This window comes from Edaphobacter sp. FHG110511_03 (genome assembly GCF_059115365.1).
Genome location: NZ_JBZYWL010000004.1, coordinates 77,491 through 91,159 on the forward strand (window position 1 = coordinate 77,491; position 13,669 = coordinate 91,159).

Annotated in this window: 11 protein-coding genes; 3 read left to right on the forward strand and 8 right to left on the reverse strand. The window is 52.8% G+C overall.

Translation table 11 applies throughout. The features are described from left to right. Positions 1-51 precede the first annotated feature (51 nt). From AC5S26_RS17315 to AC5S26_RS17325, 3 genes are all read left to right on the forward strand, one after another. A complete protein-coding gene (locus AC5S26_RS17315; RefSeq protein ID WP_494186179.1) occupies positions 52-570 on the forward strand; it encodes a DUF417 family protein in 519 nt (172 codons plus the stop codon). A gap of 276 nt (positions 571-846) precedes the next feature. Next, the gene (locus AC5S26_RS17320; protein ID WP_494186180.1) at positions 847-1,164 is read left to right on the forward strand and encodes a response regulator transcription factor; all 318 of its coding nucleotides are present in this window, start codon (positions 847-849) and stop codon (positions 1,162-1,164) included. Between the two features lie 452 nt (positions 1,165-1,616). Beyond that, positions 1,617-2,345: a hypothetical protein gene (locus tag AC5S26_RS17325; RefSeq protein ID WP_494186181.1), complete on the forward strand. Its 729-nt coding sequence runs from the start codon at positions 1,617-1,619 to the stop codon at positions 2,343-2,345. Positions 2,346-3,002: 657 nt separating this feature from the next. Here AC5S26_RS17325 and AC5S26_RS17330 read toward each other — a convergent pair. The 8 genes from AC5S26_RS17330 to AC5S26_RS17365 all read right to left on the reverse strand — a co-directional run bounded on the left by AC5S26_RS17330 (position 3,003) and on the right by AC5S26_RS17365 (position 13,282). Beyond that, positions 3,003-3,893 carry a phthiocerol/phthiodiolone dimycocerosyl transferase family protein gene (locus tag AC5S26_RS17330; RefSeq protein ID WP_494186182.1) on the reverse strand — a complete coding sequence of 297 codons (891 nt, stop codon included), beginning with the start codon at positions 3,891-3,893 and terminating at the stop codon, positions 3,003-3,005. 162 nt (positions 3,894-4,055) lie between these two features. Continuing rightward, entirely contained in the window at positions 4,056-4,430 is a 375-nt protein-coding gene (locus AC5S26_RS17335; protein ID WP_494186183.1) for a hypothetical protein, read from the reverse strand. Positions 4,431-5,088: 658 nt separating this feature from the next. Continuing rightward, a complete protein-coding gene (locus tag AC5S26_RS17340) occupies positions 5,089-5,667 on the reverse strand; it encodes a DUF3455 domain-containing protein (protein WP_494186184.1) in 579 nt (192 codons plus the stop codon). A gap of 781 nt (positions 5,668-6,448) precedes the next feature. Next, positions 6,449-7,249 (reverse strand): Stp1/IreP family PP2C-type Ser/Thr phosphatase, encoded by an 801-nt coding sequence (locus AC5S26_RS17345; protein ID WP_494186185.1) that lies wholly within the window; start codon positions 7,247-7,249, stop codon positions 6,449-6,451. After that, on the reverse strand, positions 7,246-8,574 hold the full coding sequence (locus tag AC5S26_RS17350; protein WP_494186186.1) for a hypothetical protein: 1,329 nt from the start codon (positions 8,572-8,574) through the stop codon (positions 7,246-7,248). Before AC5S26_RS17350 ends, AC5S26_RS17345 begins: the two co-directional genes overlap by 4 nt. Then, positions 8,514-11,231, reverse strand: a complete 2,718-nt coding sequence (locus AC5S26_RS17355) for a serine/threonine-protein kinase (protein WP_494186187.1) — start codon at positions 11,229-11,231, stop codon at positions 8,514-8,516. The genes AC5S26_RS17350 and AC5S26_RS17355 overlap by 61 nt, the downstream gene beginning before the upstream one ends. A 501-nt stretch (positions 11,232-11,732) precedes the next feature. Beyond that, positions 11,733-12,680, reverse strand: a complete 948-nt coding sequence (locus AC5S26_RS17360) for a zf-HC2 domain-containing protein (RefSeq protein ID WP_494186188.1) — start codon at positions 12,678-12,680, stop codon at positions 11,733-11,735. Further along, positions 12,677-13,282 carry a sigma-70 family RNA polymerase sigma factor gene (locus AC5S26_RS17365; RefSeq protein WP_494186189.1) on the reverse strand — a complete coding sequence of 202 codons (606 nt, stop codon included), beginning with the start codon at positions 13,280-13,282 and terminating at the stop codon, positions 12,677-12,679. Before AC5S26_RS17365 ends, AC5S26_RS17360 begins: the two co-directional genes overlap by 4 nt. Between the last annotated feature and the right edge of the window lie 387 nt (positions 13,283-13,669).

Below are 13,669 nucleotides of genomic sequence, written 5' to 3' on the forward strand. Positions count from 1 at the left end.
ATCAAGTCTCTAGCGAAGACACCGGAAGTTCCGGAGCGAGAGGAGAGAACGATGTACAAGCTTAGCGGGTTTCTAACGGGAACAGAAAGCAATTTGACCAGATTGGCTGCATGGATCAATGATCACAATATCCCCTTCCTGGTCACTAGTATCGGCATGATCGTTATGCTGCTTTGGGCCGGGTCTTTTAAGATGACAGCTCCCGGCGCGGAAGGCATCATTCCGCTGGTTTCCAACAGTCCGCTGATCTCGTGGCACTTTAAGGTATTCGGTCCCTATATCGGGTCGGATCTTATCGGCCTTACCGAGTGGATTGCGGCAGTTCTGCTTATCGCGGGCTATTTCAGACCCAAGGCGGGTATCGTAGGAGGGCTCATCTTAACGGTGATGTTCTTTACGACGAGTACGATGCTCATCACTACCCCGGACGCAACTATTTCCTACCACGGTATGCGGTACATGAATAACTTGGGCCTGTTCCTTTTCAAGGATGTTATAGCCCTTGGAGCGTCTTTTTACCTGATCAGCTCTTTCGGCAAGAAGACAATTCTTTCCCAAAAGAAATCCTAATAGTCAAAATGTCGCCTTCCTGAGAAGAGATGTGGTTCCGACTGGCGGCGTCGTTCTATCTATTGAAGAAGGACGTCGCCTGGACCCCCTCTTGCTCATGAAATCGAGTGACGCCAGAGTTTGAAGAGTCCAGGTGGTCCGTTGGGCGGCGACGAGCCCATCTCTGCAATCTTGCCGTTAATCGTCTCTTACCAGAGGGCAACGCGTGAACGAAGGGCAGATTTCGACGTTGCTGTGGCAGCTAACCCCCGGTTCGGCCCGCGAAGAAAGAATGTTATGAACGACCAAACTGGGAGAGTGCTAATTGTGGAGTCTGACGACGCTCTGAGAGCAGCTTTCCCTCCTTTGTTGCAAGACTCGGGATATGAGGTTCCACTGACTCCCAGCGAGGGATTGGAGGCCATTTTCGCTTTCGCACCCGACGTCGTCATTTTTGGAGCGGATCTACCGCAGTTTGATTGTTGCGATCTTCTTTCGGAAATTAAAGCTTCCAAGCAGCCTCAAAATATACGAGTTGTGATGTTGGTTCATGGGCGCTCAGCGGATCGGACTCGGGGACTGGATCTTGGGGCAGACAATGCCTTGTCGCGCTGACTGTCTGCTACGTCGACTGGGCGATGGCACCCTGAGTCTAAGGGCCTTGCTTGTGCTTTGCAGCAAGCCGTTCTATGGAATTAAAGGAGGGAATATTTCTGCTTGCAACAAGTTATTCTTGGTGACCGGCGTTCACTGGTCCAAAGGATTAATTGATGAGTCCCCTTCATGTAACAAGTAGCCCCGAAATAACTCATGTCCCTTCGTATGAGGAAACATCTTCCGGGGCAGTCGCTCCAGGGTCTTCGCACTCTGAAGGCGCAGCAGCTACCAATAGCAGCCCAACGGAGGGCTCAGATTTTCTGAAGTCCTATGCAAACGACAGCGCGTCGGAATTTCACGCGCCAGGAGGGTCGACGCGTTCTCCGCAAGCGACAGCGGGGGGGACATCGCAGAATACGACAACTCCCGAGCCAAACAATTTTGATACTTGGTTGAGTTCCAATCCAAAGATGCAGAAAGGCTACGACAAATTAGGCGATGTCAAGAAAGAGCAGGTGAGACAGGCGCATCAAGAACTGTCAGAAGGTCTAAACCGTGCCGGCAGTGAAGCAAAGACTCTGCCAAACGACACCCGGCGAAAAGTAGAGGGGCACACTCAGGATGCGGAATCGGCCTTTAAACAAGGGAATTTTGGGCTTGCAAAGGAACACCTCGGTTACGCGAACGATGCGCTGGAAGACGCGAAGCATGCGGGGAGCAGCCAAGCGGGCCAAAACGCGGAGGTGCGGAAATGGCCGGAGAAATCAGACGCTGTCTTCCCGCACAAAGGGAAACACAAGCCTGGCTTCAATACCACGAAGATGAGCGACTCCGCGATTAATAGTCAGATCAAAAAAGAGTCCTCCAATGGCAAGCCAGCGAAATACAACACGAGTGTTGCCAAAGACGTTCACAAACTTGAAGCACAGGCCTTCGAAAACGGATATGAAACGAAACATGCTAACGGTACGGCTGTGCACAAATTCGGTAATAACATCGGCGCATCTGAGGGAGAGCTGACTCCCTACATCCGGCTTGACGGCACGGACCATGGACACCCGATTACGCAAGATCAATTCAATAATTACATGCAGAAAGAAGCCGATCATCTCAAGAAGACTGGCGGCGACACCACAGAACTGAGCAACTATCTGAATAAGATTGGAGAGAATCCGCAGAGCTTCGGTATTACACACTAAGGTTTTGCATGAAGGCAGAAGACAATCAGAAAGCGATGCGGTAATGGGCACCGTCCATACCGCATTTAAGTTGCGTTCAGAACGGGTGGTCAGGGAACATTCATAGGAATAAGAGCTGTCACCCGTTGTTACCTACTTGTTTTCTGCTCGCTCATGCTGTCGAGTTTGGAGATTTTACACGGCAGAGGTTGAGGTATGAGAGTGCTCGTACCAGGAACTCCGGAACTCCACTGTATGGATTGTGCACTCCTGCGATTTGAGTTCGTGGACATTTCGAAGATTAGCCACTATCCAACTTAAGTGAATCGGACCCTTTGTGTGACTTGGCTATTGTGTGTGCCAAGATCAAGGGATAGATGCATTACGGAAGACAGAAGGATTAGCAGATCGCCGGTCTCCGATTAGGTGCCGACCCTTTCAGCAATCGAGCTTTGCTACGCAATTTTTTTCTCGACGAAACCTAGTTGGCTATGCTGGAAGCCCCTCGCAAGATCGTGCAGGCTTTGCGGAGTACTTCTTCCATACGTTCGAGCAGGCCGCGGATTGGCACCGGGCTAGTATGCGCCAGGTGCAGCGAATCGTTGACGGTGACCGCTCCGAGGGGCTGTTCCCCGTCGATTCCACGGAGAGCACATGGTGCCCAGAGGCTTTCGAGCTTTAGGGACCGAATACGCTGTCGAATGGGAGACGGCCGAGGTTGGAGAACATGACCTGTGCGTTGAACGCGTTTCGCTTGAGTTGAAATGCCTGATCGACGGTCAGGTTGGAAGAGACGACTGCGGATTGAAGATCGATCATCCTGGAGATACTCTCTGTGCTCTTGACGGCAAAGAGGCCATCTTTCGCGAAGCGTGCGAGCTCCCAGAACGTCATCGAACTGCCTGGCGCGATAGAAATCTCACCACCACAGAAAGAGACGATGCATTGATCTTTGAGGCCAAGGACGTCACGAATCTCCACAGGCGACATGATGCGGAGCGGGTTATTGCGCCAGTTTTTATCGATGGCTCTGCCTCCGACGGTAAGCGCGGCGGAGATAGCGGCATGGATGGTAACGCCTTGCTCGCGGGCTCGACGCTGGAGTGCAATAGTGTGTTCTGGCGTTAGTCTAATCCCTTCCACATGCGGCATGAGATGGCGTTGCGCGGCAAAGGATGGCAGGCCGGGCTCGGCGGAGATGCGCTGTTGTGCTCTGAAGAGAGCTTCGCGCGATGGTGCCAGAGGCAGAGCCTCGAGAGGATGTCCGCTGAGGGCGAGGAGGACGTCGCGAAGGAGAAAGATGCGAGAGGAGCCGTCACAGACAGCGTGATGAGAGGAGAGGATAAAGGTGCAGTGCGTCTCCTGATGGAGCAGTACAGCGCGGAAGAGAGGAGTCTGATCGGGAGTAAAAGGTGCGTTTACCTCTTCGGCGATCTCCTGCTGCCACTGTGCACCGGGCGATGTAACCACGCGGAGGGGAATGTTAGAACCGGTGACGCGGCGAAAGTGAGGGACGCGGTTGAGGGTGGTGTCGATGCAGGAAGAGAGAAACGGTTGGCGCTGCTGCACTGCATCGAGCGCATCGCGCCACTGCCGGACGGTTGTGGCGCCGGTGATTTGTGCTGCAAGTGCAGCGTTGGTAGGAAAGTGTTAGTCGAAGAGGCAGAAGAGCTCCTCAAAGGCGCCGAGTGGCGGAGAGGACCGCTGGGTTGGAGTTCGAGAGGCTGGAGTTCAACGGAGGTCGAAGACATGATGCTTTCCGTTTCTAGTTGAGACTAGGAATGCAGACTCGTCGCTGACAGGGAAGTGTGCAGCGCGAGGGCCGACGAGCATGGGCAGCGTGCCCCAGTAGAGGGAGTCAGTGAGAATGAGATCGGCTTGGAAGTCGTAAAGCGACATCTTGAGGCTGGCGAACTGGGCGGCAAGGACGCGGGCAAAAAAATGGACGAGATCGTAACCGGTCATCTCCATATCGGGCGACTTCTGCATACGCTCGGGATAGCTCTCGAAGTAATAGCCTATTGAGGTTTGAGCATTGGGAATCTCTGAGAGGAAGCGATATCCGGCAGCTTCGACGGCGGGACGCAAGTCTTCGTTGACCTGCACAGCGACCTCGCGGCCCGGACTCTACGAAGGGTGAGGCGATGGACAGAAGTGGATTGAGGTGTCCGGGCGCCGGTGTAGACGCAATAAGAATTCTCATAAAACCTTTTGGTGGTTAGCGAGGATAAAATTGAAACAGGTTTTCTGGAACGGCAGAGTCAGTACAAGCGGGCCCGAAAGAAAACAAATAACAGCCGGTGGTGTTCCTGCGAGGAAGAGTCTTTTGACATCGGCCACAGACACAACGTACGAGGTCTGGCGAAAAGCGAGACCTCGCTGGCTTTCCCGGTAAGTCTGAACACGGTGCCGCTGCTTTTATTCCCGGGGCATAAGTAAGCGTGTCGACGGCGCTCTTAATAATGAAGATGGGATCCGCGGTGTTGCCACGGGATGATGAGCCCTGTCGGGTCCGATTGGGAAGATTGCGGATGGCGAGGGACAGGGTCGAGGTCTTTCGAAGAACCGTGGGGCATAGTTCGTGGGCGAGTTATGGGGATGCGAAGAAGAATGGGCTCATCGGTTGGGACGATGCAGGCACAGGGGGCGGTTGATGCAGAATGCAGAGTCCTTGGGCAAAAATTTAGCCGGTCTGGCTTCGACTTATTCTCGGAATGTAGGCGTTGCCGATGCCTGCATCCTTCTAACTGTGAGCGCGATTTTTTCATGGTTTCGCTTCATAGAAAGAATATGTCGCTGTGTAAGAAATTCTGCGCTTTTCGTTCTGGCTACAACTCCCGTCAGGCGCATTTCCTCCGTGCGTCTCGGTACGCTGGATAAATCGTACCGCCGCTAATCTTCCGGTACCGCCAACCGACTCAAGCAACAACCACGGCACGGCAGTCGCATCGGGAGCAACTTGTTTAGCGATGGCCTTCCCTTTTACCCGACTACCGTCATTGAGCTGCCAGGTAGGGCCCGCAAAGTGTCGCCCAATAACGGCTCCTTCCTGATTGAGGAGCTTGGCATCTGGGCCCTGTAATGACCAACCGCCGTTGACGCAGCCATAAACTTGATCTCCATTGCCAACGGCCCGCAGCAAAAGCCTGGAATGAGCAGGTACGTCGATCGACTCTTTCGTCGTTTGGGCAACAGAATTCGGCGTCATCCAGGCGACGGCGAGCAAAAATGCCATCGATCCCCATTGCCAGGCATAACGAGACTGCGTTTTGTTTGATGCTTTTCGACTATCTTCGATATTTCGAGACGCAAATACTTCAGCAGAGAACGCGTTTGGCTTCATGAAGACTAGGACACCTTCACAAATGGTTTGTTCCGCGATTCATCGAATATTACTAAATCGAAGAGTAGAACGCTTAAAAAGCAATCGATGTGATTTTCCGCGACTGTGAGCTTCATTTGCACGATTCCTGCCAAGCAATACCAGATGAATCACAGGAGAGGTCGTTAGGCGTAAGGCAGTGATCGTTTTTACTGTAAGAGACAGGAAAGAACGACTCTGAATAAACAGCTTCATTAGACATCTATTCTTTGCTCAACAAATTCGTCCTGCACGCTGGGGAATGACACAGGAAGAGGACATTACCAAACCTAGGTACGACATAAAGAACTGTGGGCTGGTTGGTTCTGCTGTGCCGATTCGCCACTCGCCGCGAAAACCAAAATCCGCCTTCTACGCTCTTGTCGCCGTCACGGCGAATTCTTTCTCACTGACTTCTACGTGTGGAGAAATCGGTTGAGCTTTCGGGTAGAAACTTCCTTTTCGTTTCTTCGAGAGCATGCTTCCGCAAACGAACTTCTATCTCGGATCGATTGGAGCAGCGCAATAATATATCTCTTCCACTCGGAGCTTGCCCTCTACTCTCGCAGACGGTGTATTGACGAGTGCAACAGACGCGATATGGGGCTGACGATTCAACGTGAATCGGATCTAAGTGCGCTCTCGTCCGAGAAATTCTTAATTATTAGCGTCTGACCGTGAACAAGAGGTAAAACCGTGAGCTAAGGAATGTGGATTATTCGTTGAAGCGACTTTCTTACGGAGTCGTCCCACAGCCTGCCAGTCAAGAGACGCGCAACAACATACAAGTTACGTTGTCTTCCGCCCCGCCTTCGTGAGCTAAAGCGATCAGCCCTCGGCAGATTTCTTCTATGTTTGAGTGCATATATATATGGTGCGCGAGCTTGTTCTCATCGGCGTAACGGGTCAGACCGTCAGTTGTGAGCAGGATCATATCGGCTTGTTCCAGGTCGAGAGTGAAGAGGTCAGGCTCAACGCTCGATTGCACTCCCACCGCCCGTGTGATGAATTGCCGTAGTCGGTGAGATGCTTCATCGTTTATGATCGTCCCTCCATGGCGCATCTGTTCTGCGACATACGAGTGGTCTTCCGTGATTTGTGTACAGTTGCCGTCTCTTAGGAAGTACGCCCGGCTATCGCCAACATTACCAATAAGAAGCCTATTTCGGAGTATGGATGCCGCGACCAAAGTCGTTCCCATACCTCGGAGCCTGTGGTCTTGTTGGGACATGTTCCAGACGGTCTCGTTGGCACTGGCGATAGCGGAACGGAGTCGCTCTTCGATATTCACTTCCTGGTTGCTTAGGTCGTTATAGGTCTTGAGGGTCAGCTCCACCGCCTTATAACTCGCAATTTCGCCAGCTGCCACCCCTCCCATTCCATCACAAACTACGAAGATATTTGTCTTTGAGTCATATCCGAAGCTGTCTTCATTGTTCGATCGCCTGTAGCCCACGTCTGAGAGTGCTGCCACCTCCACCCGCAATTCTGTCATTGTTGCGGAATGGTTCGACTGAAGGCCATGCTGTTGCGCATCTGCCTTTCTAGCCTGCTGATCCATCATTGCTGATTACCTATTTGCGTCCATTCGGCGAGCACCTTAGGCGATACGGCCGACTCTACGGGTTTGTAGTGCAGTTGTCTTGCGGCAGTAAACTGAGCCTGCGCCTTTCGGCGAAGTGATTCGGCGCGAGGCCGATCATTCGGAGACATCAGGAGTGCCTGGGTGAAAAGCGATGCGCCCAAATAGAAATGAGCTGCACCAGCATAGTGGGTTCCGCCGCCCTGCAAATACACTTCGATTGCGTCATCGGCGTGCGAGAAATGCGATGCGTAAAAGTCGGTTACCCCTTGTGTCAGCGTCTCTTCCACAGCTTCGGAATTTTGCTGTATATTCCCTGGTGCCTCTTTCTTATCGGAGGCGTCTTCAGCTTTTCGTGCATTTGCCTGCGACGATTTCGGTAGCTGCCGCGCATCGTCCCCTAAACCCAGCCCTCGCTCATGCGGGGCAGGAATCGGCGATATCTTGGTCCTCGCTCGATTATTGCTCGTCTGGGTAGGTTGCGACGCTTTGCTCAGGGCTTGCGGCTGAACTGGAACAGGCGGTTGTGCAGGAGGAGGAGCAGGCTTCGCGTTTGCGGCTTGTGCTTCCGTCGCTCGCAGTTCTTGTAAGCGATCCTGAGGCTGGCCTGGTCCATTTTGCTTGATGAGTGCTGCAAACTGATACTTCTGCTCTGCCCCCTTCAAGTCACCACTACGAGTCAAGGCCTCTCCCTGCTTCATCATATCGCGGTAAATATTGATGTTTGTTAGCAGCTTGTTGGTGGCATTCTGGAGAGGAGGGGACTGAACGCGTTTTGCTTCGGATTGAGCTACGTCGAAGTCACCACTGCCATAGGCGGCGCGAGCAGATTTGAAAGCTTCGTAGCTAGTCAGATCAACCGGCGTTCCTCCGTTGCTTGCGATCCGAGCGAGTTGCATCAGATCCTGTGCTTCAGGTCTGTTAGTGCCGAAAGTGATCTTGCCGAGATCACGCAATGCGCCACCATAGTCTTTATGTTGTATTTCCGTGCGACCAGTGTTAAGGTCTATCTGGAATTGTAAGAGCGCGTTGTTGGCATCCTCTTTTGCTCGGGCGCACTTCTTCTCGTACTTCTTGCTATCAAGAGCAGCCGCTTGGCAAATATAGTTGGCATTGGCCAGAAGGTCACCGGAATTCTTCGCGATGCCGGCAAGATCGCGGAGTTGATCGGCGCTCTTGTCCTGATTCGAGGTCTGCGCCATCATCGTTGTTGCGGCCAGAAGTAATATTCCACCCCATTTCAGCTTCATGGTTGTTTTCCCCTCAGTACCTGCTCCACATTTGGTGATTCCATATCCGCAGAGCATAGGTGCTCGCTCGAGGACACTCTGCATGCCACAGTCTGCTGTTTGTTGTCTGGTCCGGCGAGTGTGACTTCGTAAACTCCACCATCAACGGCATCCAATCGCAGCGGCGTAGTTGAGTCTTTACCAGGCAGAGCGATACTCTTACCAGATTTATCTTGAACACTCACCACCGTTGCCCAGGGTGAGGCGTTTATCTCCAAATCTGTCGAAATTGCAGCGCTTGCTGCCGGCGCGGATGTCGGCGCACTGACGACTACGGGCTTAACCTGAGCTGGAATTCCATGCCAGGGATATAAGATTTTCCCAATTGCAAGTAAGGCGACGGCCATCGTAACGCCCATGGCGTACAGCCCGACTTTGCGGCGCTCCACAGGAATGCCGCTTGTTGAAGGCGGTTGCTTTGCGGGCAAAGGAGGTTCACATTCAACCTTCAGCCGCTTCCAATCATTACGAACATCCAGAGCTGCGTACGGCAAGGCATACTCCACCTCCCTCAAAGCTTTTTCAGCTTGTTTGGCGGATTTGTTCTGCAGTTGCAGCTGCGCCGCCTGAGTGGCCCCTTGAAGTAATTGTGTTGCCTTCTGTTTACGATTCAATTCGCATGCTTTTCTGGCAGCAGCGAGCACAACGTTCCGGGGATGTTGTTCTTCCAAATCGTTCAGTGAACGCAAACAGTGCTCAAATTTGTTTGCGGCGATTGCAGTGTCGCAGGCCGCGACGGCTCTTTCGACAGCTGTCTGAATCTCCTCATACTTTGCCTTGGCGGCAAGTTCATCTTGCTTCGCGCGAAGTTCCCGGGACAGATCCTGGCCAATAATCGGAGTCTCGCCCAACTGTGCCTTTAGCAGCGCCTCCGAGAACTGGAGAGTTAGGTCGTTTTCGCCTTCTCTCCCGTCGGGCGGTTGCTGCGGCATTTGAAGCAGCCTCGTCGGGTCGGTGCCATCGTTAGCATTCGCGATCAGTTCTGGCTTGCTTACCGACGCCGTAACTGCCTGGTCGATATCGCCCCTTCGCTTCTTATCTTCAATCTCGGACGGAAGTTTAAGTGGCGATACGTCCACGGGCAGTGTCTCCAGTAAGCGGGTCACGTGATCCTCCGCTGCACCAGAGTCCGGCTGATCGAGCGACTCCTGCACCTTTGACTTAACGAGATTCGGAGACTGCTGTCGCTTTTCCTCCTGCCGGGTCATTGCGAAGACCAGGAGGCTCTGAACTTCAGGATGAGCAGAATCGATCTCTGCTGCCTCGCGCAGATGCGAGATTGCCTCAGTGTAGAGTTGCCTTTCGTTCTCCTCCTGGGCGCTTCGCAATAGTTCGCCCAAGCGCAGCTGTTGTTGCTGACGCTTCAGTTCCCGGAGCAAATCTGAGTAGGCATTCTGCAACTCGGTATTGCGACTATCGATTTGCAAAGCCTGTCCCAGATAATCCTGCGCGCCCGTCAAGTCGCCGAAGTTGCGCGCATCGTCAGCTCGCTTCCAGAGTTCCAATACTCTCTGCTGCTGGCTCTTCTCTTCTTGAGCATTTTTCAGTCGTTCGTCGAGGTTGAATGCATTTTCCGTGTCCAGCTTCTGAGCTTGCTGAAGCAATAGGACTGCGTCGCTCCAGCGTCTGCCGTTCTCAGCGTCCTGCACCTGTCCGATGATTTGGCGCAGCTGTTCGCCTCGGTGCACGTGACTGAGGTGATCCTGCACATCACTTAAGAGTGATTTGGCATCGGTATTAGCTGGGTCGATCCGTTGCGCCTGCAACAATACTGTTCGTGCACTGGCGAACTGACTTTGGTCTGTCAACCGCCGAGCTGTTTCGAGCAGCGAGCCAACCCGATCGTGCTTCAAACCATGTGCAAGCACATGGAGATCAAAGGCCATCTCTTCCGCGGTTGCATACCGTGCGTTAAGCTGTTTCGCCAAAGCTTTATCGAGAACATGGCTGAGATCGTCTGGCATGTCCCGTATATGTTCGGCAAGCGGTACATATGGCTCGTGGATCACACGATATAAGGCGGAAACATCCCTGCCTTTAAACGGCAACTCGCCAGTCAGCATCTCGTAAAGCATGACGCCGACCGACCAAATGTCCGCTTTTCCGTCACTGGCTTCGCCTTTCAGACGTTCTGGAGCGATGTAATGGAAGGTTCCGAGCAGCGTATCGGTTTTTGTAAGTTGCTTTGTTTGATCGGCCAGACGGGCGATTCCGAAATCAACGATCGTGACTCGCCCATCGGGTCGTACAAGGATGTTCGCGGGCTTCACATCGCGATGCACCACGCCATGTCCGTGGGCATAGCCCAGACCAGCACAAATCTGTTCCACAATGGAGAGCGCCTCAAGCAACGACAGGCGCTTCTGCTCGCGCAAGAGCTTCTCAAGAGACTCGCCCTCAATGAACTCCATTGCAATGAATGGGCTTCCTTCATGCTCACCCAACTCATACACGGTCACGATGTTTGGATGGCTGAGAATTCCCGATCTGGCTTCAAGGTAAAAACGTTCGCGCAATTCAGGCGTGACTTCCGTCAGTGTTTTGATTGCGACTCGCCTTCCGATCAGCCGGTCCTCGCCTTGGTACACAATACCCATGCCGCCGCGTCCGAGTTCGCCGGTGATGCGGTATCTTCCGATTTTCGTTATTGGGTTATTTGACAATTCTGCAATCATAGGGCTTCCGTCCCGCTGAACGTTGAATGTTCGATACCAACTCAAGTCGTTCGTAACTGGACTGAAAGGGATAACGTATTGTTTGTGACGTTATTCCATTGCAGCTCAAAAAAAGATGATTCGTGGGGTCTGTTAGTGACCGAATGAGCGGGAGAATGGGTCAATACTCTTGGCCGCTAATCAGAAGCCCAAACGGAACATTCCGGATACGTAACCTGAGTGGCAGGATCGGCCACGAACGACGCTGCCGTCCCGCGTCGAGATCGTACTAAGTTCGGAGAGAGGAAAGCTTACTGGCGATCGTGTCACTAGCTACGCGTTCATCGTCGTGAGCCTACAGCCGATCTCATGCGCGCAAGCCGCTTGTCAACAAGCGTTAGTCGATTTACACCCCTGCTGCCAACCACCTTCGTGATGCGATGCATCTCGAGGCTTAGGAAATCGAAGCGGCCCAGTCGACAAGCCTAGGGAAGGTCTTGTTCAGAATGTTTCTGAAGTCGGTTATCGAGTTGCCGGGGCTACCTCGGCGTAGGCGTGAGTTTGCTGCAAATCCTGCGATGGCCGTGCCTCCCGAATCCATCGAATAGATTGAGAACTCACTACTTCAGGAGAAGCGCCCTCGTGGCAAGCCGAACAGCTGCGAGCTGTGCCTCCCGTGATGTGTGAGGTCAATGCATAGGTGAGGTTCCTGTTTTCCCAGGTCACGACATGCATCCGATCTCGGTTCAAGGCGTGGAATTTAATTCCGTCAGAGTACATCACATTTCCACCGATTGCTCGAGCATGTCTGTCCGGAACAATCAGTACAGTGACCAAGTCTTTTGACAGCCGAAAGACGAGTACCGCTGCTCGCTCTCCTCCAAACGTCACCAAACGCCCACCGAGGAGCTTGTACTTGGCCAAATCGTTAGCAGCAATGCCAGCATTTGGCATACGAAATGGAAATGAGACTCTTTGAGAGAACCACGCCGAAACTACGCTTGGCGATTCTGATTGCACGTCGAGTTGAAGGTTTGCGTCTGAGAGCGCGCGATGGGAATCGATGGCAGTTGTAACGAAACTGTTTGCATTCGATTCGACCCGCAAACGTGACACAAGGAGCAAGCCACCGATAACAAAAAAGAGCATCGCTGCAAATGCCAGAGCATACCGAATCGTCTTCTTGCGGGAACTCACAACCAGGCCTTTGCTCACATGGAGCGGCATCTCCGGCTTGAGTACTGCCTGAGTCGCTGCCAAGTTCTCAATGCGCTCACGCAGTGCAGCCGGGGCAACTGCAAATGGGCGCGCTTGCGCTACTCTTCGAGCGAATGCCTCGGCTTCTTCCATCGCATTTCGGCAGCTTGCGCAATATTTCAAGTGAGCGAGCAGCTCCTCCATGTCGCTCCCGGTCAGCTCGTCGTCAAGATAGAGTTGTATTTGTGAGCTGCGATCCACGCAATCGCTCATGATTGATTCCTCTTTTCGGAGCGGCCAGGGGCGCTCCACATGTCGGCAAGCGCCGCACGAAGTTTGGCGCGCGCCCTTCCCAACCGCGACATAACAGTGCCCGCCGGACAGCCAAGCACATCTGCAATCTCTTGATAAGAAAGCTCTTCAAACTCCCGTAGCAGGATGATCTCTCTAAATTCCAGTGGCAAATCATTAATGGCAGACCTTACGATGCTGGAGTCCTCATTGCTCACAAAAAGCTCATGTGCATTTCTCGCATTCCCAACAAGGCTATCCGCTGTATGGTCATCTCCATCCATATCCACAATTGCGGGCGAACTCCGACGTCTTCGTAATTCGTTGAACCAGAGATTTCTCAGAATTGTAAATAACCATCCCTTGATGTTGCTATTCTCGCGAAGACGTCCAACGGCTCCCAGCGCCCGAACATAGGTCTCCTGCACCAAATCTTCCGCTTCCGCACGGTTGCGGGTGAGAACCATCGCGTATCCATACAGCCCATCCACATGCTCACTGCCAAGTTCGTTTTTAGCGAAGGCTTCACCCGGACTTCCAGACATGTTCGTATTGTACGAAATTGAATAGTAATGAACTAACATCTCTTTGTTTTCATATCATTACAAGTCGCCTTGCCAAGGAACAAAAAATGGGATTTCCCTCCATTCACATTTTCACGCTTGCGGATGGATCATCGCGGTTCCCAATAAGCGAATACATCGTAGTGTATGGGACCTGCACCGTGTAGGAGCGCAGATATGGCGTCCGATACTTTTCTCTGCTCGCCCAAATCAGCTGCCGGCGCCCGGAACACCCAACTTCCGTTGATACATTCATAGTCCGGACTCCTTCTCCTTTTGCTTTCCGCAGCAGTGGTAAGTCAACGGGGACCTCGATCGCGCTCCTATTCCCTTGAGCATTCACATGCGGTAAGCAGGAGAGCACGGAGAGGGAAGAGCAAGTTAAAGTCCAACATGTTTTCCACGAAT